Raw genomic sequence first — 22,276 nt, 5'->3', positions numbered from 1 at the left:
GTGACTATCACTGTGACGGTCCCCCCAGGAGCACGCGATGACCCAGGCCCCCGCCCGTCCCCAGCCCGGACCCGGCTCCGCCTCGACGTTCGAGTCGTTGAACCCCGCGACCGGCGAGGTCGTCGGCGTCTTCCCGGTCCACGGCGAGGACGAGGTCCGTGCCGCCGTCGCCCGCGCCCGCAAGGCCGGCGACTGGTGGGCAGGGCTGACGTTCAAGGAGCGCAAGGTCTACCTGAACACCTGGAAGTCGGCGATGGCGCGCCGGCTCCCGGAGCTCGCCGACCTGATGCACCACGAGATGGGCAAGCCGCGCTCCGACGCCATGCTCGAGGCGACGCTCGCCATCGAGCACATCGCCTGGGCGGCCGGCCACGCGGGCAAGGTCCTGGGCCGGCACCGCGTCTCGCCCGGGATGCTGATGGTCAACCAGGCGGCGACGATCGAGTTCCGCCCGCTCGGGGTGGTCGGGGTGATCGGACCGTGGAACTACCCCGTGTTCACCCCGCTGGGCTCGATCGCCTACGCGCTCGCCGCCGGCAACGCCGTGGTCTTCAAGCCCAGCGAGCACACCCCCGCGATCGGCGAGTGGCTGGCCCGCACGTTCTCCGAGTGCGTCGGCCGGCCGGTCTTCCAGGTCGTCACCGGTGGCGGCGAGACGGGTGCCGCGCTGTGCCGCTCGGGCGTCGACAAGGTCGCGTTCACCGGGTCCACCGGCACCGGCAAGCGGGTGATGGCCGCGTGCGCCGAGACGCTGACCCCCGTGGTCATCGAGGCCGGCGGCAAGGACCCGCTGATCGTCGACGCGGACGCCGACGTCGTGGCCGCCGCCGACGCCGCGCTGTGGGGCGCGTGCAGCAACGCCGGCCAGACGTGCGCCGGCGTCGAACGGGTCTACGTGCACGAGCGCGTGTACGACGAGTTCGTCGCCGCGATCACCGACAAGGCCCGCGGGCTGAGCGCCCACGCCGGTGACGACGCGAAGATCGGCCCGATCACCATGGCGAGCCAGGTGGGCGTCATCCGCCGCCACATCGACGACGCGCTCGCGCGGGGCGGACGCGCGCTGGTCGGTGGCGCCGACGCCGTGGGCGAGCGGTTCGTCCAGCCCACGATCCTGGTCGACGTGCCGGAGGACTCCGCGGCGGTGCAGGAGGAGACGTTCGGCCCGACCGTGACGATCGCCAAGGTGCGCGACATGGACGAGGCGGTCGCGCTGGCCAACGGCACGCCGTACGGCCTCGGGGCGACGGTGTTCAGCAAGGACAACGGGATGGCGATCGCCGAGCGGATCCGCTCGGGGATGACCGCGATCAACGCGGTGATCTCGTTCGCGGCGATCCCGAGCCTGCCGTTCGGCGGCGTGGGCGACTCCGGGTTCGGGCGCATCCACGGCGCCGAGGGGCTCAAGGAGTTCACCTACGCCAAGGCGATCGCCCGGCAGCGGTTCAAGCCGGCGCTGGCGCTGACGACGTTCGACCGCACCGACCAGGCCGACCGCCGGCTCGCGGCGATCGTCCGGACCTTGCACGGCCGCGGCTGAGGGCCACCAGCTGGTCGCCGAGCTCGGAGCGCAGGTAGAGCACCGAGCGGCCGTGCCGCGCTGAGGTGAGCAGGCCTGCGTCGCGCAGCGCCCGGAGGTGCTGGTTGACCGCGGTCGGGGTGACCCCGAGCCGGACCGCCAGCTCGGTGGAGGACGCCGGTGCCTCCAGCAGCACCAGCAGCCCCGTGCGGACCGCTCCCAGGATGCCCACGAGGGCGTCGGGCCGGACCGGCCGGTCGCTCTCCCACAGGGAGCCCGCGCCCCGGGCGGGGTACATGATCAGCGGCGGCTCGTCGGCCGAGATCGGCGCGGTCGCGTTGCGACTGAAGAACGTCGGCGCCAGCGTGAGCCCCTCACCGGCGGTGGTGCGCCGGTAGCCCAGCGTCGAGGTCATCTCGACGACGACCACGTCGTCGGCCAGCCGGATCCGCGGGGACAGGTCGGCGAACATCGCTGCCAGTCCGTCGCGCGCGATCGTGCGGCCGCGGTGCACGATGTCGGCCTCGAGGACCGCGCGCATCCGCGGCCACCAGGGCTCGAAGCACGTGGTCCAGTACGCCGCCATCGCCTCGACGATCCGCGCCAGCACCCGGTCGGCTCGCCCACGCAGAGGAGCCGGTCGAGCGGCCCGGTCCGGGTGCACCTCGGCGATGTCGGCGCGGACCACCTCCACGGGCGTGCGTGCCAGCGCCTCGAGCTCGTCGTCGAAGCGGGTCAGCGGCGACCACGGCCGCGGCGTGAGGAAGTCGGGACTCCACATGCTCTCGTTGGTGAGCGCGAGCAGCATGTCGGCGTCGAGCCCGGCCCGAGCCTGCTCGGTCAGCTGCAGCCAGCGCAGCTGCAGGGGGAACCGCCCCGGCTGTCGCCAGGTGCGCAGCGAGAGCGCGAGCTCGTTCATCGGCGAGATCGCGAACCGCACCTCGCCGAGGTCGGCGCCGGCGAGCTCGTACTCGATCAACATGAAGCACAATGCTATATCGATGGTGCTGCGGTGCGGCTCCTGTCAGAAATGTCCGCGTGCCCCGCCGACCGCTCCTCCCCGTCGAGCCCGTCGAACGGGCCCTCACTCTCTCGACCATGACCGCGGCGCTCTCGACCGGCCTGTTCTTCAGTGTGAGCGCGTTGTACTTCACCCGCGTGATCGGGCTGCCGGCGACCACCGTCGGCCTCGGCCTGACGATCGCGGGCGCGGTCGGCGTCGCGGCGTCGTACCTCGGCGGGCACCTCGCCGACCGGGTCGGCGCCGACCGCCTCCAGCTCGCCGCCAACGCCGTCCAGGGCGCGGCGCTCCTGGCCTATGTCTGGGCCGGTACGGCGCTCTCGTTCACGCTGATCGCCTGCGTGGCGGTCGGGGGGCGCAGCCTGCAGGGCACGGCGAAGGCCGCGCTCCAGGCACGGTGGTTCACCGGGCCCGACCGGGTCGCGGTGCGGGCCCGGCTGCGGGTGGTCACCAACGTCTTCATCGGCCTCGGCACCTGCCTGGCGGCAGCCGCCCTGGTGGTCGGCACCGCGGGTGCCTACCGGGCCACGATGGTGCTGGTCGCGCTGCTCACCGCCGTCGCGACCGTTCCGCTCGCGGGACTGAGGACGCGGGTGCCGACGCTGGCGACCCGCCTCGCCGTCGACGTCGACGCCGACGGCGCACGGCTGCGGGGTCCCTCACCGCTGCGCGACCGGACCTACGTCACGTCGGTCGCGCTGAACTCGATGATCGCGATGCAGTTCGGCATGCAGAGCGTGGGCGTGCCGCTGTGGATCGTCACCCGGACCGATGCCCCGACCGTGGTCATCTCGGTGCTGCTGGTGATCAACACGGTGTTCGTCGCGCTCTTCCAGGTGCGGGCGTCACGCGGGACGCACGAGATCGCGCACGCGGGCCGCACGGTGCGGCGCGGCAGCCTGCTGCTGGCCGGTGCCTGCGTGCTGTACGGGTCGGCGGGCAGCCTGGGGGCAGTCGCGGCGGTCGTCGTCCTGGTGGTCGCCGAGCTGGTCGGCTCGGCTGCCGAGGTGTGGTGCGAGGCCGGCGGTTGGGGTCTGGCGTTCGAGCTGGCCGACCCACGCAGCGCCGGCGCCTACCAGGGCCTGTCGCAGACCGGCTACGCCGTGGCGAACATGCTCGCCCCGCTGGTGGTGACCGCGACCGCGGTCGACCACGGCCTGCCCGGGTGGGCGCTGTTGGCGGCGCTGTTCGCGGCAGCTGGCGTCTCGGTGGCCGCGCTGGCGGGCCGCGCCGCGACCCGGCGTACTCACGCGGTGGCGCTGGTCGCCTGACCGGTGAGCCGCGGCAGCAACACCGGCAGCACCGCGTCCAGGTCCTCGTTGAACAGCAGGTGCTTGGACGACTCCACGAGCAGCAGGTCCTTGCTCGGAGCCTGGATCCGCTCGTAGACGGCGCGGATGTAGGGCAGCGGGAACAGGGGATCGCCGCTGCCGGCCACGACCGTGACCGGGCACCGGCAGGGACGCAGAGGCGTGCCGAGCATCCCCGCCAGGAGTCCCAGCGGGTAGCTGCGCCGGCCGAGCGGATCGGCGAAGAAGCGGTCCACGACCGCCGGGTCGTCCGAGACCCGGGTGAGGTCGAGGTAGGCCCCAACGGGGACCGGGACCGCGGGAGCCACTCGACCCGCGAGCGCAAGGAGCCGCCGGGCCGCCGGGTAGGCGCCGCGGAGCGGGCCCGGGGCCCGGGTGACGGCGACGGAGCCAGGCAGCTCGGGGTCGAGAGCGTTGTGCGCGAACACGTGGTCGACAAGGTCGCTCTCGGCGGCCACCGCCAGGGCGAGGATCCCGCCCTGGCTGGATCCCAGGAGCAGCCGGCGCCGGCCGGGCAGGGACCGGGCCGCCCAGGCCAGCGCGTCGGCGGCGTTGGCCACCAGGTCGGCGAACCGGAGGTCGCGGCGTACCCGGGGGCTCTTGCCGTGCGCGGCGAGGTGGACGCCGACCACGCTCAGGCCGGACCGGTTCAACGCGTCGAGGAAGTCCTCGTAGAAGAGGGGGTGCGTCATCGTGCCGGGGAGGAAGACCACCGCCGGCGCATCCGGCTGGCCCTCCCACACCGAGAGGACGATGGGGAACCCCGCCGAGACGACGAGGACCTCGCGGTAGGCCTCCGGGCGCTGGACCGCGTTCAGCGCCTCCTGCTCGAGCGTGCGCATGCCTCAGGCGTACCACTCGGCGTCGCGCCGCGTGGCCGATCCGGTGGATCAGCGCAGCGCGTACGTCGCGAGCGACACGCCCACGTAGTGGGAGGCGAACGCCAGGATCGTGAACGTGTGGAACACCTCGTGGAAGCCGTACCACCGCGGCCACGGGTTGGGGCGCTTGAAGCCGTAGACGACGCCGCCGAACGTGTAGAGAGCGCCGCCGACCACGATCATCACGAAGATCGCCGTGCCGACGCCCACGCCGCCGATGTCGGTCGCGCCGTCGAGGAAGGCCGGGATGAAGAAGACCGCGGCCCAGCCCATCGCGATGTAGATCGGGACGTAGAGCCAGCGCGGCGCGTCGGTCCAGAACACCCGGAACAGCACGCCGAGGACGGCGCCCGTCCACACCGTGGCGAGCAGCGCGACGCGCTGGTTGCCCTCGAGCAGCATCAGGCTGAACGGCGTGTAGGAGCCCGCGATCAGCAAGAAGATGTTGGCATGGTCGAAGCGGCGCAGGAACGCCCACGTCCGTGGCGACCAGGTGCCGGTGTGATAGATCGCGGACACCGAGAACAGCACGAGCGCGGAGCCGGTGAACACCGCGGAGCCGATGCGTGTCGAGGTCGTCGGGGAGAGCGCGACCAGCACGATGCCGGCGGCGAGGGTCAGCGGGGCGACGCCCAGGTGCAGCCAGCCGCGCAGCTTCGGCTTCAGGTCGGCGACCGCATCATGGAGATGATCGAGCCCCGCGCGTACCGCGTCGTTGGCACCCGTCCTCGCTCGGTCCATCGCCTGGTTCATGGTCCGAACCTACCCGGAGGTAGGGCAGCGCATGCCCCCGTGGTGGCCCGACGCGGTGAACGTCACGTTCGCGTCGGGGACGGTGGGTCGCCGCGAGCGCCGGTAGCATCGCAGTCGTGGCGGACTGGAAGCGTGGCCTCCGACGGGTGCTCTACCCGGCGTACGAGGCACGGATGCTGCGCCGGATGCCGTCGGAGAACCTGCCCAAGCACATCGGGGTGATGCTCGACGGCAACCGGCGCTGGGCCAAGGCCGTCGGCCGCGGCACCGCCGACGGCCACCAGGCCGGAGCGGCGAACATCGAGCCGCTGCTCGGCTGGTGCGACGAGGTCGGCACCGAGGTCGTCACGCTGTGGCTGCTCTCGACCGACAACCTCAACCGCCCCGAGCGCGAGCTCGCGCCGCTGCTCGACATCATCGCCGACGCGGTCGACTCCCTCGCCGACCAGAAGCGCTGGCGGCTGCACCCGGTCGGCGCGCTCGACCTGCTGCCGGCCTCGGTCGCCCAGCGGCTCAAGGCCGCCGAGGAGGCGACCCGCGACGTCGACGGCATGCTCGTCAACGTCGCGGTCGGGTACGGCGGGCGCCGCGAGATCGCCGACGCCGTGCGCTCCATGGTCCTCGAGGCCGCCGAGAACGGCACCTCGGTCGAGGAGCTCGCAGCGATGATCGACGTCGAGTCGATCGCCGAGCACCTCTACACCCGCGGCCAGCCCGACCCCGACCTGGTGATCCGCACGTCGGGTGAGCAGCGGCTCGGGGGGTTCCTGCTCTGGCAGAGCGCGAAGTCGGAGTTCTACTTCTGCGAGGCCTACTGGCCCGACTTCCGGCGCGTGGACTTCCTGCGCGCGCTGCGCGCCTACACGCTGCGTGAGCGCCGGTTCGGTTCCTGAGGTCCCCTCCGGGCGGGCGCCGGAGTCCCGGCCGGTGCGGTGTTACGGACACATGACGTTCACCCGCGCGCCCGGGCGTGTCGCCCGAAAACGCCCGGATCGCGGCGTACTTTCGCCGTATCGGTGAGTGGGGAAGCTCACTGTAATCGGGAGGCCCGTTCGTGAGACATCACGACTGCACCGCACGGCAGCCTGGCTGCCGCGTGATCGGGAGCCGGCACTCCGGCGCTCGGGCTCGTTCCGGTCCGTCAGCTTGATCCACGGCCGGGGCGTCGAGTGCACGCGCCGGCCTGCGAAGGGGTAACCGTGCCGCAGGCTCCGAACTCGCAGCGATCCGCTTCCACCACGAGGGCTCGTACTCACGCCTCACCGACCGTGCGCACCTACGTGCTCGACACCAGCGTGCTGCTGGCCGACCCGGGCGCCCTGCACCGGTTCGCCGAGCACGAGGTCGTGCTCCCGGTGGTGGTGATCACCGAGCTGGAGGGCAAGCGGCACCACCCCGAGCTCGGCTTCTTCGCCCGCAGCGCGCTCCGGATGCTCGACGACCTCCGGATCACCCACGGGCGCCTCGACGAGCCGGTTCCGGTCGGCGACGAGGGCGGCACCGTCCGCGTCGAGCTCAACCACACCGACGCCGAGTCGCTGCCCTCGGGGTTCCGCCTCGGTGACAACGACACCCGGATCCTCGCCGTCGCCCGCAACCTCGCCAACGAGGGCTACGACGTCACGCTGGTCTCCAAGGACCTGCCGCTGCGCATCAAGGCCTCGGCGGTCGGCCTGGACGCCGAGGAGTACCGCGCCGAGGCGATCAGCGACTCCGACTCCGGCTACTCCGGCATGGCCGAGCTCGAGGTCGCCTCGGCCGAGCTCGACGAGCTGTACGACGACGGCGTGCTCGACCTGGAGGAAGCGCGTGACCTGCCCTGCCACCAGGGCCTCGTCCTGCTCTCCGACCGCGGCACCGCCCTCGGCCGGGTCGGTCCCGACAAGCGGGTGCACCTGGTGCGCGGCGACCGGGAGGCGTTCGGCATCCACGGGCGCTCCGCCGAGCAGCGGATCGCGCTGGAGATGCTGCTCGACCCCGACGTGGGCATCGTGTCGCTGGGCGGGCGCGCCGGCACCGGCAAGTCCGCGATGGCGCTGTGCGCCGGCCTCGAGGCGGTGATGGAGCGCCGCCAGCACAAGAAGGTCGTGGTGTTCCGCCCGCTGTTCGCCGTCGGTGGGCAGGAGCTGGGCTACCTGCCCGGCTCGGAGTCGGAGAAGATGTCGCCCTGGGCGCAGGCGGTCTTCGACACCCTGGGCGCGATCACCTCCCGCGAGGTCATCGAGGAGGTCCTCGACCGCGGCATGCTCGAGGTCATGCCGCTGACCCACATCCGCGGCCGGTCGCTGCACGACTCGTTCGTGATCGTCGACGAGGCGCAGTCGCTGGAGCGCAACGTGCTGCTCACCGTGCTCTCGCGGATCGGCGCCGGCTCCAAGGTCGTGCTCACCCACGATGTCGCCCAGCGCGACAACCTGCGGGTGGGTCGCCACGACGGCGTCGTCGCCGTGGTCGAGAAGCTCAAGGGCCACCCGCTGTTCGCCCACGTCACCCTCACCCGCTCCGAGCGCTCCCCGATCGCCGCCCTCGTCACCGAGATGCTGGAGAACGTCACGCTCTGAAGTGGCCGGGCCCTGGTGCAGGTTTCCCCGGGTACCCGGGGAAACCTGCACTCATCGGGCGGAACCTCACCCGACAAGTGCAGGGATTGCCCAACGGCTGTGACTGGTGTGACGCGTGAGGTGACCTAGGTCCCAGAATGGCCGGTCGTTGCTCACAATCTCGGCCGTTCGGTTTGCAACGACCCGCCAGGTCGGGCATGGTGACCGTGATCTTTTCGTGACCTACCGACCTCGGGTGTCGGTGGTCCGGGGGGTACCACCCGATGTCGTCTACCCGATAACGAGCCCTTGTCGAAACGCGCGAAGTACGAACCGAGGCACCGGCACGCCCCGGAGCCGACCCTCACCGCCGCGCCGCGCAAAGCGCTGCGCAACACCGTGGTGCTCTCCTCGGTCGCCGTGGCGGCCACCGGGGTCGCCGTGTCCGGTGGGGTGCTCAGCAGCCCCTCCGCGGTGAGTGCCGCCTCCGAGGACCTCGGCTCGACCGTGACCTCGCCGCTCTCCGGCGGGCACGCGGTCAACGACCGCGACCCGGTCGTCTCCCGCGGCTCGATCTCGCGCACCTCGGCGGACCGGCGTGACACCGCCGACCCGGCCAAGAAGGCGGCCCTGTCCGTCGACGGCGGCCCGGCCGTCACCCGCTCGGTCGACGTCGCCGACGGGGACCCGCGCGAGATCGCCAAGGCCCTGATGCCGCAGTTCGGCTTCTCCGCCGACCAGTTCGGCTGCCTCGACTCCCTGTGGACCCGCGAGAGCGGCTGGAACGTCAGCGCCGACAACCCGTCGTCGTCGGCGTACGGCATCCCGCAGGCCCTGCCCGGCTCCAAGATGGCCTCCGCCGGCTCCGACTGGGCGACCAACCCGGTCACCCAGATCACCTGGGGGCTCGGTTACATCCAGGACCGCTACGGCAGTCCGTGCGGCGCCTGGGCGCACTCCGAGGCGACCGGCTTCTACTGAGTCACGCTCCCGCGAGTGAGCTCGCGAAGTCGCGGTCCAGGGCGGGAGGTCGAGTAGCGCTGCCGCTGAGGGACGAAGCGGCAACGCGCGTGTCGAGACCCCCGGGGTTGGCAGACTCATCTGCCGGCCCTAGGGGTGGGTCATGCTCTCCACGTCGAGGGCCTCGTCCAGCTGCGCCTCGGTGAGCTCGCCGCGCTCGACGTACCCGATCGCGATCACGGTCTCACGGATCGTCGCGCCCTCGGCGAGCGCCCGCTTGGCGATCTTGGCGGCGGCCTCGTAGCCGACGTACTTGTTCAGCGGGGTGACGACCGACGGCGAGGACTCGGCGTACTGCCGCATCCGGTCGGCGTTCGCGGTGATCCCGTCCACGCATCGCGATGCCAGCACCCGCGACGCCGCGGCGAGCAGCCGCGTGGACTCCAGGACGTTCCGGGCGATCACCGGCATCGCGACGTTGAGCTCGAACGCCCCGCTCGCGCCGGCGGCGGTGACCGCGGCGTCGTTGCCGATCACCTGGAAGCACACCATCAGCGTGGCCTCCGGCAGCACCGGGTTGACCTTCCCCGGCATGATGCTCGACCCGGGTTGCAGGTCGGGCAGGTGGATCTCGGCCAGCCCCGTCGTCGGCCCGGAGGACATCCAGCGCAGGTCGTTGCAGATCTTGGTGAGCCCGACCGCGATCGTGCGCAGCACCCCGCTGAGCTCGACCAGCGAGTCGCGCGTGCCCTGGGCCTCGAAGTGGTTGCGCGCCTCGGTGAACGGCTCGCCGGCCGTCTCGCCGAGTACGGCGATCACGCGCGCGGCGAAGCCCGGCGGGGTGTTGATGCCGGTGCCGACCGCGGTCCCGCCCAGGGGGAGCTCCCGGACCCTCGGCAGCACGGCCTCGAGGCGCTCCGCGGCGTACCGGATCGTGGCGGCGTAGCCGCCGAGCTCCTGCCCGAGCATCACGGGCGTGGCGTCCATGAGGTGGGTGCGCCCGGACTTCACCAGGCCGGCGAACTCCTCGGCCTTCCGCTCCAGGCTGGCGGCCAGCGTGTCCAGGGACGGCAGCAGGTCGCCGGTCACCGCGAGCGTCGCGGCGACGTGGATCGCCGTGGGGAACGTGTCGTTGCTCGACTGGCTGGCGTTCACGTGGTCGTTGGGGTGTACCTCGGTGCCGGCGCGCTGGGCGATCGTGGCGATCACCTCGTTGGCGTTCATGTTCGAGCTGGTGCCCGAGCCGGTCTGGAAGACGTCGATGGGGAACTGGTCGTCGTACTCACCCGCGACCACCGCCTCGGCCGCAGCCACGATCGCGCCGGCGCGGTCCTGGTCGAGGACCGCGAGCTCGGCGTTGACGGTGGCCGCGGCCGCCTTGACCCGGCCGATGGCGTGGATCAGGGCGGGCTCGATCGGCGTGCCGCTGATCGGGAAGTTCTCGACCGCTCGTTGGGTCTGGGCCCGCCACAGGGCGGCGGCGGGGACCCGGACCTCGCCCATGCTGTCGTGCTCGATGCGGAAGTCGTCCTGGTCGCCAGAGCTCATGTCTCGGACGGTACCCGCGACACGAACAACCAGTACCGCTCGTCGCGGTCCTGCAGGCGTACGTCGTGCCCGTAGCCCGTGGCGTTGCCGAACACCTCGCGCATCCGCTCGGCGAGGTCGGGCGCGTCGGCGGCCGACCACACGGCGAGCGCGCCCCCGGGTCGCAGCACCCTGCGCGCCGATGCGAGGAACGGTGCCTCGTACAACGCGGCGTTCACGTCGTGCACGAGGTAGCCCGGTCCGTTGTCGACGTCGAGGAGCAGCAGGTCGTACGACGCCGGGTGGGCCTCGGCCAGCGCCTCCGCGATGTCGGCGACGACCACGGCGACCCGCTCGTCCGCGAGCAGCGCCGGTCCGTGGGGGATCGTGCCGGCTCGCATCCAGTCGACCAGCGCCTGCTCGATCTCGACGACCGCGACCTTCTCGACGCGCGCATCAGCCAGCACGGCGTGCATGGTGAACCCGAGACCGAGCCCGGCCACGATCACCGCCCGCGGGTCCTCGACCTGGGCCAGCGCCGACTCGGCCAGCGCCTGCTCGGTGCTGACCTCCAAGGTGTCCATCACAAAGACGCCGTTGGCCCGCAGCTCCAGCGAGGTCGGGGCGTTGTCGTCGCGCCGCTGGCGCAGCACCAGCTCGCCGCGGTCGGTCTCGGCTCGCGCGATCTCGACGTACTCCATGCCGCCAGTCTTGCGGACGGCCCCCGCAGCGCCGCCCCCGGACGTCATCACTAACGTGGCACAGGGGGCTCGGTTGTGATGACGTCCCGCCGGCGCCGCGGCCCGCTACTCCGCCGAGCGCACCCGTACGCCGGCGGGGCCGATCGAGCTCAGCGGCACGGTCACGGTCCCACCCGGGTCGGTGAAGAAGTCGTTGCCCTTGTCGTCGACCACGATGAACGCCGGGAAGTCCTCGACCTCGATCTTCCAGACCGCCTCCATGCCGAGCTCGGGGTACTCCAGCACCTCCTGGCTCTTGATGCAGTCCTGGGCGAGACGGGCCGCGGGGCCGCCGATCGAGCCGAGGTAGAAGCCGCCGTGAGCGGCGCAGGCGTCGGTGACGGCCTTGGAGCGGTTGCCCTTGGCGAGCATCACCATCGAGCCGCCGGCGGCCTGGAACTGCTCGACGTAGGAGTCCATCCGCCCGGCGGTGGTCGGTCCGAAGGAGCCGGAGGCCATGCCGGCAGGGGTCTTCGCGGGCCCGGCGTAGTAGACCGGGTGGTCGCGCAGGTACGCCGGCATCTCCTCGCCGGCGTCCAGCCGCTCCTTGATCTTCGCGTGCGCGATGTCGCGCGCGACCACGAGCGGACCGGTGAGCGAGAGGCGCGTCTTGACGGGGTACTTCCTCAGCTCCGCGAGCACCTCGGTCATCGGCCGGTTGAGGTCGATCTTCACGACCTCGCCGCCCGAGATCTCCTCGGCCACCCCGGCGGCGGGCATGTAGTGCGCGGGGTCCATCTCGAGCTGCTCGAGGAACACGCCCGCGGGCGTGATCTTGCCGAGCGCCTGGCGGTCGGCCGAGCACGAGACGGCGATCGCGACCGGGCACGAGGCGCCGTGCCGCGGCAGCCGCACCACGCGCACGTCGTGGCAGAAGTACTTGCCGCCGAACTGCGCCCCGATGCCGAACGACTGGGTGAGCTCGAAGACCTGCTGCTCCAGCTCGAGGTCGCGGAAGCCGTGCGCGGACATCGTGCCCGAGGTCGGCAGGTGGTCGAGGTAGTGCGCGGAGGCGTACTTCGCGGTCTTCATCGCGAACTCCGCGGACGTCCCGCCGATCACGATCGCGAGGTGGTACGGCGGGCACGCGGCCGTGCCGAGGGACCGGATCTTCTCGTCGAGGAAGCTCAGCATCCGCTGGGGGTTGAGGACGGCCTTGGTCTCCTGGAAGAGGAACGACTTGTTGGCCGACCCACCGCCCTTGGCCATGAACAGGAACTTGTACTCGGGGGTCCCGTGCGACGGCGTGGAGTAGATCTCGATCTGCGCCGGCAGGTTGGTGCCGGTGTTCTTCTCCTCGTACGTCGTGATCGGCGCGAGCTGGGAGTAGCGCAGGTTGAGCTTGGTATAGGCGTCGTACACGCCCCGCGAGATCGCCTCGCCGTCGTCGCTGCCGGTGAGCACGCCCTCGGACTTCTTGCCCATCACGATCGCGGTGCCGGTGTCCTGGCACATCGGCAGCACGCCACCGGCGGAGATGTTGACGTTCTTGAGCAGGTCGAGTGCCACGAAGCGGTCGTTGCCCGACGCCTCCGGGTCGTCGATGATCCGGCGCAGCTGCGCGAGGTGCGCCGGCCGCAGGTAGTGCGCGATGTCGTGCATCGCCTCGGCGGTCAGCCGCTGGATCGCCTCCGGCGAGACCTGGAGGAACGTCTGGCCGTTGGCCTCGAACGTCGAGACGCCCTCGGTGGTGATCAGCCGGTACGGCGTCTCGTCGGGGCCGATCGGCAGGAGGTCGGAGTACAGGAACTCAGGATCTTGCGCCACGAACCATCAGCGTAGACCTCCGACTACGCTGACGATCATGGAGGGACAGCTCGAGCCCCGCCCGGGACGACCCGGCGACCCCGCGGTGCTGCGGATCTCCGATGCGGAGCGGCACCAGGTGGCCGAGATCCTGCGCGAGGCGGCCGGCGAGGGACGCATCGACCTCGACGAGCTCGACCAGCGCCTGGAGGCGACGTACGCCGCCCGCACGTACGCCGACCTGGTGCCGATCACGATGGACCTCCCGGCGCACCGCCCGGCCCACCCGACCCCGGTCGCCCCTCCGCATCCCTCGCCGGTGGTGCCCGGCCCCGACCACGAGCGGCACGTCGCGATCATGTCCGGCCTCGACCGCAAGGGAGCCTGGGTGGTGCCGCGCCAGATGACCGTCCTGGCGATGATGGGCGGCGCCGACCTCGACCTGCGCCAGGCGAGCTTCGCCGCGCAGGAGGTCGTGATCACCGTCAACGCGTTCATGGGCGGCGCGCAGATCACCGTCGGTCCGCACACCAACGTGGTGATGGAGGGCATCGGGATCATGGGCGGCTACTCCGGACCCGACGGTCGTACGCCGGCCGAGCTCGACGAGACCTCGCCGACCGTGCGGGTGCGCGGCGTCGCGATCTGGGGCGGCGTCGCGGTGGACCGCAAGCCGCTGAGCGGCCGCAAGCCGCGCCGGGAACGCCGCCGGGACTAACTGCCCGACGAACTACTGACTCAGGTACTCCCCAGGGGTGTGCCCGCGCCGGTACGGTGACCATGCTCACCTTTACTACGGATCGTCCGGCACGTACCTGCCGGTGAAGGAGTTGTTCCAGCATGGCAACAGTCAGGTTCGAAGAGGCACAGCGTTGGTACCCCGGTACCGACAAGCCGGCGGTCCCGGGCATCTCGCTCGAGATCGGAGACGGGGAGTTCGTGGTCCTCGTCGGTCCCTCCGGGTGCGGCAAGTCCACGACCCTCCGGATGCTCGCCGGCCTCGAAGAGGTCAACAAGGGCCGGATCTTCATCGGCGACCGCGACATCACCAACACTCCGCCGAAGGACCGGGACATCGCGATGGTGTTCCAGAACTACGCGCTCTACCCGCACATGTCCGTCGCGGACAACATGGCCTTCGCGCTGAAGATGGCCAAGGTCCCCACGGAGGAGCGCAACAAGCGCGTCCAGGAGGCCGCCCGGATCCTCGGCCTGACCGACTACCTCGACCGCAAGCCGAAGGCGCTCTCCGGTGGCCAGCGCCAGCGCGTCGCCATGGGCCGCGCCATCGTGCGTCAGCCGCAGGTCTTCTGCATGGACGAGCCGCTGTCGAACCTCGACGCCAAGATGCGTGTGCAGACCCGCACCGACATCGCCAAGCTGCAGGCCGACCTCGGCGTCACCACCGTCTACGTGACCCACGACCAGGTCGAGGCCATGACGATGGGCGACCGGGTCGCGGTCATGAACGAGGGCGTCCTCCAGCAGGTCGACACGCCGCTGGCGCTCTACGACCGGCCCGTGAACCTGTTCGTCGCCGGCTTCATCGGCTCCCCGCAGATGAACCTGATGAACGCCGTCGCCGAGAACCGCCAGGCCAAGATCGGCGAGTACCTCGTGCCCGTCGACGAGGCCGCGGCCGCGCGCATGCAGGGCAACATCACGGTCGGCGTCCGTCCCGAGGCATGGCGCGTCGTCGGCAGCAGCGAGTCCGGGCTGCCGGTCAAGGTCACGGTCGTCGAGGACCACGGTGCCGACGCGTTCATCCACGGCACCTGCGGTGTCGAGGGCACGCCGAGCAACATCGTGATCCGGGTCGCCGGCCGCGATCACCCGCAGAAGGGCGACACGATGTACGTCACGACCGACCCGCGCAACGTGCACGTGTTCGTCACCGAGACGGGCGAGCGCCTCTCCGCCTGAGCCGGGCCGGTGGTTGAGGTGCGAGCGTAGCGAGCCTCGAAACCACCGAGACGTGGCAGGGCGGCGACCGTGGAGGTCGCCGCCCTGCTTGTCTTCCTGGATTTCGACGCGCCCGTCGCCGCTTCGTTCCTCAGCCGCGGGGCTTGCTCGATCTGGCGGAGCCCACGCGACGCGTTCGTCCCTCACGCGCCGCTGCTCCGCTCAGCCGTACGCCGGATGCCGGCGACGAACGTGCCGAAGAGCTCGTGGGGGAGGTCGTGGCCCATGCCGTCGATGAGCAGCAGCTCCGCACCGGGTACGGCGGCCGCGGTCGCGCGCCCGCCGGAGACGTGGACCATCTTGTCGGCCAGGCCGTGGATCACCAGGGTCGGCACCCGCACGCTGCGCAGCCGTTCGCTGCGGCTCGTCTGGGTGATCACGGCGAGCATCTGGCGCAGCACGCCCTCGGCGCTGACGCCCCGGTCGTAGGTCTCGCCGGCCCGCTTCTCCACCTCCTCCCGGGTCTGCGGGTAGCCCGGGGACCCGATCAGCGTCCACACCGCCACGCTGCTGCGCACGTACGCCGAGCGGCCGGGCCGCCGCCCGCCCAGCAGCGCGGGGAACAGCGTGGGGTGCTGCCAGCCGACCGTGCGCTTGCCGGTGGTCGACATGATGCTGGTCATCGACAGCACCCGCTGGGGGTGGGTGATCGCCATCGTCTGCACGATCATGCCGCCCATGGAGACACCGACGACGTGGGCGGCGGGCAGGCCGAGGTGGTCGAGCAGTCCGAACGCGTCATCGGCCAGGTCGCGCATGTCGTAGGGGACCCGCACCCGGGCCCCGCCGAAGGCACGGATCAGCGTCGCCCGGCTCACCCGCGCGTCGAGGGTCGTCGAGCGGCCGGTGTCGCGGTTGTCGTAGCGGATCACGTAGAAGCCGGCGCGGGCCAGCGCCTCGCACAGCTCGGGGTCCCACCAGTTCATCGGGCCGCCGAGGCCCATCACCAGCAGCAGCGGGTCGCCGTCGGGGTCACCGAACGTCTGGTAGCACAGCTCGATGCCGTTGCCGACCGGGGCGAAGAGCTCCTCGGAGGTCTGGACCGGCGTCGGCGGCACGGGCGGAGGCGTTTTCCCCTCGTCGGTGGGGGTACCGGATCGTCGGGCCACACGCCCAGTCAACCAGGCCCTCGGCCCGGTTGAAACGCAAAGGGACGGGCCATGACCGGAATGATCCGGCGATTGCCCGGAAATCCGGGCAGAAAGGCCCTACCGTGGCGAACGTGACCTCGAGCACACTGGCCGACTTCCTCCTCCCGGAGGGTTTCGCCTGCCCCACGCCGGCCGCGGTCCTGCGCGAGGGCAGCGCGGTGCTCGAGGCGGGCCGCTACGCCTGGCGTGCCGCGGGCGCCCGCCGGTCGCGGCGGACCACGCCGTACGCCGCCCGGCCGGCCTCCCGGCACGGTGACCCGGTGATCCTGGTCCCGGGGTTCCTGGCCGGCGACGGCACGCTCGCGCTGATGGCGCGCTCGCTGCGCGAGCAGGGGTTCCGCACCTACCGCTCCCAGATCCACGCCAACATCGGCTGCACGCTCAATGCGGCCGCCCAGCTGGAGTCGCGGCTCGAGTCGATCGCGATGCGGCGCGGCTCCCGGGTGCAGGTCGTGGGCCACAGCCTCGGCGGCATGCTCGCCCGCGGCATCGCCGTACGCCGTCCCGACCTGGTCTCCAACATCGTCACGATGGGCAGCCCGATGCTCGCGCCGGGTGCCCACCACCCCTCGCTCGCGGCCAGCGTCGATCTGCTGGTGCGACTGAGCCGGGCCGGCATCCCCGGCCTGATGTCGCAGGAGTGCGTGGCCGGGTCGTGTGCGCGGCAGAGCTTCAGCGAGAGCCGCCAGCCGGTGCCGCTGGGCGTCGACTTCACGGCCGTCTACTCCAAGCGCGACGGGATCGTCGACTGGCGGGCCTGTGTCGACCCGCTGGCGCGCGCGGTCGAGGTGAGCGCCTCGCACCTCGGGATGGCGTTCGACCCGCGGGTGATCGACGTGGTCAGCGGCGCGCTGCTGCGCACCAGCGAGATGCCCGTTGCCGAGGCCGAGAGCGCCTAGGACCCTGCTGAACAATCCGCGCGGCTGCGCGCCGACCGGTGGAGCGTTGGCGGCGTTCGCCTCGGTCGAAGTGACCCGCCACGCCCTTCCTCGGCAGCCTTGCCACCGCACGCACCGGTCGCCGCTCGCGTTCGCCCGTCTTGTTCAGCAGCGTCCTAGCGCAGCTCACCGCCGATAGACCGACACCTCGTTCGCCTTGACGGCGAACACCACGCGTACGCCGGGGGTCAGGTCCAGCTCGGCCGCGGACTGCACGGTGACGTCGGCGGCGAGGTGGCCGGCACGCACCCGCAGCTGGTCGCCGTGCGGCTCGAGGTCGGTGACGGTGACGGCCAGGCTGTTGCGGGGGCTGCCACCAGGGGCCTCGCGGAACACCGAGACGGCGCTGGGCCGGAACACCGCGACCGCGGGCTCGCCCGCGGCCGGGCCGGTCTCCGCGGCGAGACCCCGGATCACGACGCCGTCGACGTCGACCACAGCCCCGTCGCGCCAGGTCCCGGCCACCATGTTGAGACCGGCGATCCGGGCCGCGAACGGGCTCCGGGGGCGAGAGAGGACCTCGGCGCTCGGACCCTCCTCGACGACCCGGCCGCCCTCGAGCACCACGACCCGGTCGGCCAGCAGCAGGGCGTCGAGCACGTCGTGGGTCACGAGCACGACGGTCCGGTCGGCCAGGACCCGACGCAACGTCTGGCGCAGTGCAGGGGCGACCGCGACGTCGAGGGCCGCCATCGGCTCGTCGAGCAGCAGCAGGCGGGGATCGGCGGCCAGGGCGCGAGCCACCGCGACCCGCTGGGCCTGCCCGCCCGAGATCTCTCCCGGGCGCCGATCCGCGAGGTCCGCCGCGTCGACCTCGGCGAGCCAGCGCTCGGCCGTCTCGCGAGACGCCCGCCGGCCCTGGCCGAGGCTGCGCGGGCCGAACGCCACGTTGTCACGCACGCTCAGGTGCGGGAACAGCAAGGCGTCCTGCGACAGCAGCGCGACCCGTCGCGAGTGCGGTGGGACGAAGCTGCGCTCGCCGGTGAGCTCGCGGCCCTCGAGGACGACGCGGCCCCGAGCGGGGCGCACGGTGCCGGCGGCGACGGCCAGGACCGTGGACTTGCCGGCGCCGTTCGGGCCCAGCAGGGCCACGGTCTCGCCCTCGGCCACCTCGAGGGTCACCTGCACGTCGCGGTCCGCCACTGTGGCGGTCAGCTCGAGCGTCACGGGCGCCGCCCCAGCCGGGCGAGGCCGATCACGGCCACGGCGACCACCACGAGCACGAGCGACATCGCGACGGCGGCGTCGGGGTCGGTGACCCGCAGGTTGTAGATGTACAGGGGCAGCGTGCGGGTCGTGCCCTGGAGACTGCCGGCGAACGTGATCGTCGCGCCGAACTCGCCCAGCGACCGCGCGAACGCGAGCACCGCGCCGGAGACCAGGCCGGGGAGGACCAGCGGGATCGTGACGCGCCGCAGCACGGTCGTCGGGCTCGCGCCCAGGGACGCGGCGACCACCTCGTAGCGCTGACCGGCGCTGCGCAGCGCACCCTCCATGCTGACGACCAGGAACGGCAGCGACACGAAGGTCTGGGCGAGCACCACCGCGGTGGTCGAGAAGGCCACCTGGACGCCGAGCAGGTCGAGCTCGTGGCCGAGGAGGCCCCGACGACCGAAGGTGTAGAGCAGCGCGATGCCCCCGACCACCGGTGGCAGCACGAGCGGCAGCAGCACCAGGGACCGTACGACGCCCTGTCCGGGGAACTCGGTGCGGGCCAGCACCAGCGCCATGGGTACGCCGACCACCACGCACAGCGTCGTGCTGACCAGGGATGTGCGCAGGCTCAGGGACAGGGCGGTGAGCGCCGAGTCGGAGGTGACCAGGCCGGGGAAGTCGCCCCACGCCACTCGGCTGACCATCCCGCCGAGGGGCAGGACGACCAGGGCCGCGCCGAGCGCCGCGGGCAGGTAGATCCAGCGCGGGAGCACGGGTCTAGTGTCGCGTCTCGGAAGTTGTTGACCGGTTGGCGGCCTCAGGGTGGGCGCATCGCGAGGCGCCGGCGCGCCGCCATACCCGCTCGTCTCGCAAGCGTCGGCAACGCAGCGAGGTGCGTGCCATGGGGGCGCGAAGCGCCCGAGAACTTCTGGGACGCGACACTAGGGGTGCCCGAACCCGGCGCCGGCGAGGATCTGCCGGCCCGTGTCGCCGAGCACGAGCTCGACGAACTCGCGCGCCAGGTCGGGGTCGGCGGCGCCGTCGAGTGCGACGATCGGGTAGGTGTTGACGACCGTCCGTGCCTCGGGGAACTCGATGCCCTGCACCTGGTCGCCCGCGCCCAGCACGTCGGTGCGGTAGACCAGGCCGGCGTCGGCCTCGCCGGAGGCGACCTTGGCGAGCACGTCGGTCACCGACTGCTCCTCGCTGACCGGCTTCAGCGTGACGCCGGCCTGCTGCGCCACGGACTTTGCCGCGGCCCCGCACGGCACCTCGGGCGCGCACACGACGAGGTCGAGCCCCGGCTTGCCGAGGTCCTGCAGGCTGCTGATGCCGGTCGGGTTGTCCGGTGGGACGGCGATCTCGAGGGTGTTGGTCGCGAAGTCCTGCGGGTCACCGGCGGCCAGCCCGTCGCCGGTGAGCTTGTCCATGTTGGCGGTGTCGGCCGAGGCGAACACGTCCGCCGGGGCGCCCTCCTGGATCTGGGTCACCAGGTCCGAGGAGCCGCCGAAGCTGAGCTGTACGTCGACACCCTTGTGCTCGGCCTCGAACTCCTGGGCGATCTGCTCGAACGTCGAGGTGAGCGACGCCGCGGCGTACACCGTCAGCGTGGTGCTGTCGCTCTTGCCGTCGTCGGACCCGCCGCACGCGGTGAGCGAGAGAAGGAGGCCCAGCGCGAGCAGGGCGGGGGCGGTCCTGTTCTTCACGGGCGCTCCACGACGACGTTGGTGGACTTGACGGAGGCGATGGCGCGTACGCCGGGCTCGAGGCCCAGCTCGTCGGCGGCCTCCGCGCTCATCAGCGAGACCATCCGGTAGGGCCCGCAGATCAGCTCGACCTGGGCCATGACGGTGTCCTTCTTGACCTTGGTGACGATGCCGGCCAGCCGATTGCGGGCGCTGACCGCGGCGGCTCGGGTCGCCTCGCGGTCCGGGTGGTCGGCGAGGGACTCGGCCAGCGCGGCGAGGTCGGGCCCGGGCACGACGGTGCGCCCGTCATCCTGCCGGCTGGCCACGCGGCCGGCCTCGACCCAGCGCCGCAGCGTGTCGTCGCTGACGCCGAGCAGCTCGGCAGCTTCCGCGATCCGGTACGTCGTCACGCAGCGATCATGCCGCAGATGCGGGACTTTGCACCAGCATTGGCCCGCAAGTGCGTCAGGTCACGAGCGCCAGCGTGGCGACCGCGGCCAGCAGGGTCAGGGGAGTGGCGACCAGCGAGACCCGGTGGAACTCGCTCAGCGAGGGCCGCTCACCGAGGCGGACGAGGGTCCGGCGCCAGAGCAGGTTGGCGAGAGACCCGGTGTAGGTCAGCCCGGACCCGATGTTGAGACCGAGCAGGGCCGCCAGCACCGCGGGCTCGCCCAGCGGCGCGACGAGCGGCACGACCAGCAGCGTCGCGGAGAGGTTCGTCAGCAGGTTGGCCAGCACCGTCGCCAGGACGGCGATGACCAGGAGGTCGACGAACGAGGTGCCGCCCGGCACCAGGTCCGCGATCCGGTCACCGAGGGGGCCCTCCGCGAGTGCGGCGACCACCACGCCCAAGCACAGCACGAAGACCGCGAACGCCGGGTGTGCCGCCCGGACCGCCTCCGGCACCGTGAGCATCCGTCGGCGCGCTGCCCAGCCCACCAGCAGCACCGCGGCCGCGGTCGAGACCCAGTAGGGCTCCACCCCGAGCGGAGACCCCACGCCGAAGCCGACCAGCATCGAGGTCACGACGACCACTGGCACCGGCGAGAGGTCGGGGGCCGGCTGGGCCGGGCGACCGGCCGCCGGCTCGGCGGCCAGGTCGCGCCGGAACAGCAGCCGCAGGACGGCGTACTCCACGACGAGCACGACCGCCAGCACCGGCGCCATCACGAGCGCGAAGCCGCCGAAGGTCAGGTCGAGGTGCGGCATCGCCAACAGGTTGGTGAGGTTGGAGACCGGGAGCAGTAACGAGGCGGAGTTGGCCATCCGCAGGCAGGCCTGGGCGCCGGGCCGGTGCGTGGCGCCGGTGGCTACGGCCGCGGTCACCACCACCGGGGTGAGGAGCACGACGGTCGCGTCGAGGCTTAGTACCGCCGTGACCGCCGCCGCCAGCAGGAACACGCCGGTGAACAGCCGGGCCGGCCGGCCGCGGCTGGCGGTGCGCACCCGGGCGGCCGCCGCCGCGAAGAGCCCGGCGCGGGCGCACACGTCGGCGACGACCAGGATCGTGACCAGGAACGCCACGACCGGGCCGAGGTGGCGCAGGGTCGCCTCCACCTCCGCCCGGTCGAGGACCCCCGCCGCCAGCACCGCGCCGGCGGCGGCGAGACCCGCGCCGAGCTCGACCCGCGCCGAGGGGTGGGCGTACGCCGTCACCAGCAGGACGACCAGGGCCGCCACGGGGACGAGGTCGGAGGGCGGCACCCGGCGAGGCTAGACGAGGTCGCCAACTGCGAGGATGGCGCGGTGAGCGAGACAGCCCAGCCCGGACAGCCCGGACGTCCGGGTCGCTATCCGCGCACGACCGGCGGCCTGATCGGCTCGATCATCGTGCTGGTGCTCGTGGTGGTCGGCATCGTGGTCGTGCGGGCGACCTTCCGACAGACCCCGACGTACGAGCCCGAGCACATCGACTACCTCGCGCTGGTGACGAGCGTCCAGCAGACCGGGCTGAAGCCGGCCTACCCGGCCGAGCTGCCCGAGGGGTGGTACGTCAAGGACGCTGCCTTTACTCCGGGGGACCGGCCGGTGCTCGATCTCGCGATGACCACCGGCGACGACCGCTTCGCCGGGCTGCACCAGGAGGACCGGTCCGTCGACGAGCTCGTCGACACCTACGTCGGCGGCGACGCCATCGAAGGTGATCGGGTACGGATCCCCGGGACGATCGCTCCCGAGTGGCAGACGTTCTCCGACCCCGGCGGCGACCACGCCTTCGCCGCGGAGCTCGGCGAGGAGGTCGTGCTCGTCTATGGCTCCGCGCCCGAGGCCGAGCTGCGGGCGCTGGTCGAGTCGCTCACGACGAAGCCGCTGACGCCCTGACGCCCTGACGCCCTGACACCGACGTGACGAGTCCCCCGCCCCCGGAGCGGGGACGGGGGACTC

The 22,276-nt window shown here is 72.1% G+C and carries 21 protein-coding genes; 9 read left to right on the top strand and 12 right to left on the bottom strand.

Going from position 1 to position 22,276, the window contains the following annotated elements; translation table 11 throughout:
• The first annotated feature begins 37 nt into the window (after positions 1-37).
• Positions 38-1,540 (top strand): aldehyde dehydrogenase family protein, encoded by a 1,503-nt coding sequence (locus AC3ANS_RS18055; protein WP_488292959.1) that lies wholly within the window; start codon positions 38-40, stop codon positions 1,538-1,540.
• Here the strand turns inward: AC3ANS_RS18055 and AC3ANS_RS18050 are convergent.
• Positions 1,446-2,501, bottom strand: coding sequence for an ArsR/SmtB family transcription factor (locus AC3ANS_RS18050; protein WP_488292958.1), 1,056 nt, complete (start codon positions 2,499-2,501; stop codon positions 1,446-1,448). The two genes, AC3ANS_RS18055 and AC3ANS_RS18050, sit on opposite strands and share 95 nt — an antisense overlap.
• Before the next feature lie 8 nt (positions 2,502-2,509).
• On the opposite strand from AC3ANS_RS18050, the gene AC3ANS_RS18045 reads away from it, so the two are divergent.
• A complete protein-coding gene (locus AC3ANS_RS18045) occupies positions 2,510-3,811 on the top strand; it encodes an MFS transporter (protein ID WP_488292957.1) in 1,302 nt (433 codons plus the stop codon).
• Here the strand turns inward: AC3ANS_RS18045 and AC3ANS_RS18040 are convergent.
• Together AC3ANS_RS18040 and trhA are read right to left on the bottom strand one after the other, a co-directional pair.
• Positions 3,787-4,692: an alpha/beta fold hydrolase gene (locus tag AC3ANS_RS18040; RefSeq protein WP_488292956.1), complete on the bottom strand. Its 906-nt coding sequence runs from the start codon at positions 4,690-4,692 to the stop codon at positions 3,787-3,789. The two genes, AC3ANS_RS18045 and AC3ANS_RS18040, sit on opposite strands and share 25 nt — an antisense overlap.
• Before the next feature lie 48 nt (positions 4,693-4,740).
• On the bottom strand, positions 4,741-5,484 hold the full coding sequence (trhA, locus tag AC3ANS_RS18035; RefSeq protein ID WP_488292955.1) for a PAQR family membrane homeostasis protein TrhA: 744 nt from the start codon (positions 5,482-5,484) through the stop codon (positions 4,741-4,743).
• Between the two features lie 116 nt (positions 5,485-5,600).
• Between trhA and AC3ANS_RS18030 the strand changes: the two genes are divergently transcribed.
• The 3 genes from AC3ANS_RS18030 (at position 5,601) to AC3ANS_RS18020 (ending at position 9,005) form a co-directional block, all read left to right on the top strand.
• Positions 5,601-6,377, top strand: a complete 777-nt coding sequence (locus AC3ANS_RS18030; RefSeq protein ID WP_488292954.1) for an isoprenyl transferase — start codon at positions 5,601-5,603, stop codon at positions 6,375-6,377.
• Positions 6,378-6,752: 375 nt separating this feature from the next.
• The gene (gene phoH2, locus AC3ANS_RS18025; protein ID WP_488292953.1) at positions 6,753-8,045 is read left to right on the top strand and encodes an RNA 5'-3' helicase PhoH2; all 1,293 of its coding nucleotides are present in this window, start codon (positions 6,753-6,755) and stop codon (positions 8,043-8,045) included.
• A 288-nt stretch (positions 8,046-8,333) separates the two neighbouring features.
• On the top strand, positions 8,334-9,005 hold the full coding sequence (locus tag AC3ANS_RS18020; protein ID WP_488292952.1) for an aggregation-promoting factor C-terminal-like domain-containing protein: 672 nt from the start codon (positions 8,334-8,336) through the stop codon (positions 9,003-9,005).
• A gap of 129 nt (positions 9,006-9,134) precedes the next feature.
• On the opposite strand, the gene AC3ANS_RS18015 is transcribed toward AC3ANS_RS18020, so the two are convergent.
• The 3 genes from AC3ANS_RS18015 to AC3ANS_RS18005 all read right to left on the bottom strand — a co-directional run bounded on the left by AC3ANS_RS18015 (position 9,135) and on the right by AC3ANS_RS18005 (position 13,018).
• On the bottom strand, positions 9,135-10,532 hold the full coding sequence (locus AC3ANS_RS18015; protein WP_488292951.1) for a class II fumarate hydratase: 1,398 nt from the start codon (positions 10,530-10,532) through the stop codon (positions 9,135-9,137).
• On the bottom strand, positions 10,529-11,212 hold the full coding sequence (locus tag AC3ANS_RS18010; RefSeq protein ID WP_488292950.1) for a spermidine synthase: 684 nt from the start codon (positions 11,210-11,212) through the stop codon (positions 10,529-10,531). Before AC3ANS_RS18010 ends, AC3ANS_RS18015 begins: the two co-directional genes overlap by 4 nt.
• Positions 11,213-11,317: 105 nt before the next feature.
• A complete protein-coding gene (locus AC3ANS_RS18005) occupies positions 11,318-13,018 on the bottom strand; it encodes a fumarate hydratase (RefSeq protein WP_488292949.1) in 1,701 nt (566 codons plus the stop codon).
• Between the two features lie 37 nt (positions 13,019-13,055).
• Between AC3ANS_RS18005 and AC3ANS_RS18000 the strand changes: the two genes are divergently transcribed.
• Together AC3ANS_RS18000 and AC3ANS_RS17995 are read left to right on the top strand one after the other, a co-directional pair.
• Complete coding sequence (locus AC3ANS_RS18000) at positions 13,056-13,715, top strand: DUF1707 SHOCT-like domain-containing protein (RefSeq protein WP_488292948.1); 660 nt, start codon at positions 13,056-13,058, stop codon at positions 13,713-13,715.
• Positions 13,716-13,837: 122 nt separating this feature from the next.
• Positions 13,838-14,920 carry an ABC transporter ATP-binding protein gene (locus AC3ANS_RS17995; RefSeq protein ID WP_488292947.1) on the top strand — a complete coding sequence of 361 codons (1,083 nt, stop codon included), beginning with the start codon at positions 13,838-13,840 and terminating at the stop codon, positions 14,918-14,920.
• Positions 14,921-15,102: 182 nt separating this feature from the next.
• On the opposite strand, the gene AC3ANS_RS17990 is transcribed toward AC3ANS_RS17995, so the two are convergent.
• A complete protein-coding gene (locus AC3ANS_RS17990; protein ID WP_488292946.1) occupies positions 15,103-16,017 on the bottom strand; it encodes an alpha/beta fold hydrolase in 915 nt (304 codons plus the stop codon).
• Between the two features lie 164 nt (positions 16,018-16,181).
• Here AC3ANS_RS17990 and AC3ANS_RS17985 point away from each other — a divergent pair, with 164 nt between their 5' ends.
• Positions 16,182-17,009 carry an alpha/beta fold hydrolase gene (locus AC3ANS_RS17985; RefSeq protein WP_488292945.1) on the top strand — a complete coding sequence of 276 codons (828 nt, stop codon included), beginning with the start codon at positions 16,182-16,184 and terminating at the stop codon, positions 17,007-17,009.
• Positions 17,010-17,174: 165 nt separating this feature from the next.
• On the opposite strand, the gene AC3ANS_RS17980 is transcribed toward AC3ANS_RS17985, so the two are convergent.
• The 5 genes from AC3ANS_RS17980 to AC3ANS_RS17960 all read right to left on the bottom strand — a co-directional run bounded on the left by AC3ANS_RS17980 (position 17,175) and on the right by AC3ANS_RS17960 (position 21,595).
• Positions 17,175-18,215 (bottom strand): sulfate/molybdate ABC transporter ATP-binding protein, encoded by a 1,041-nt coding sequence (locus AC3ANS_RS17980; protein ID WP_488292944.1) that lies wholly within the window; start codon positions 18,213-18,215, stop codon positions 17,175-17,177.
• Positions 18,212-18,976, bottom strand: a complete 765-nt coding sequence (locus AC3ANS_RS17975) for an ABC transporter permease (protein WP_488292943.1) — start codon at positions 18,974-18,976, stop codon at positions 18,212-18,214. The genes AC3ANS_RS17980 and AC3ANS_RS17975 overlap by 4 nt, the downstream gene beginning before the upstream one ends.
• 168 nt (positions 18,977-19,144) lie before the next feature.
• Positions 19,145-19,909, bottom strand: a complete 765-nt coding sequence (gene modA, locus AC3ANS_RS17970) for a molybdate ABC transporter substrate-binding protein (protein WP_488292942.1) — start codon at positions 19,907-19,909, stop codon at positions 19,145-19,147.
• Complete coding sequence (locus AC3ANS_RS17965; protein WP_488292941.1) at positions 19,906-20,301, bottom strand: TOBE domain-containing protein; 396 nt, start codon at positions 20,299-20,301, stop codon at positions 19,906-19,908. Before AC3ANS_RS17965 ends, modA begins: the two co-directional genes overlap by 4 nt.
• Positions 20,302-20,356: 55 nt before the next feature.
• On the bottom strand, positions 20,357-21,595 hold the full coding sequence (locus AC3ANS_RS17960) for an SLC13 family permease (RefSeq protein ID WP_488292940.1): 1,239 nt from the start codon (positions 21,593-21,595) through the stop codon (positions 20,357-20,359).
• Positions 21,596-21,637: 42 nt separating this feature from the next.
• On the opposite strand from AC3ANS_RS17960, the gene AC3ANS_RS17955 reads away from it, so the two are divergent.
• Positions 21,638-22,213 carry a DUF4245 family protein gene (locus AC3ANS_RS17955; RefSeq protein ID WP_488292939.1) on the top strand — a complete coding sequence of 192 codons (576 nt, stop codon included), beginning with the start codon at positions 21,638-21,640 and terminating at the stop codon, positions 22,211-22,213.
• Positions 22,214-22,276: the final 63 nt, after the last annotated feature.

The sequence above is a fragment of the Nocardia sp. 149-1B genome (assembly GCF_057747975.1).
This window is presented reverse-complemented; position numbering and strand designations above follow the sequence as displayed.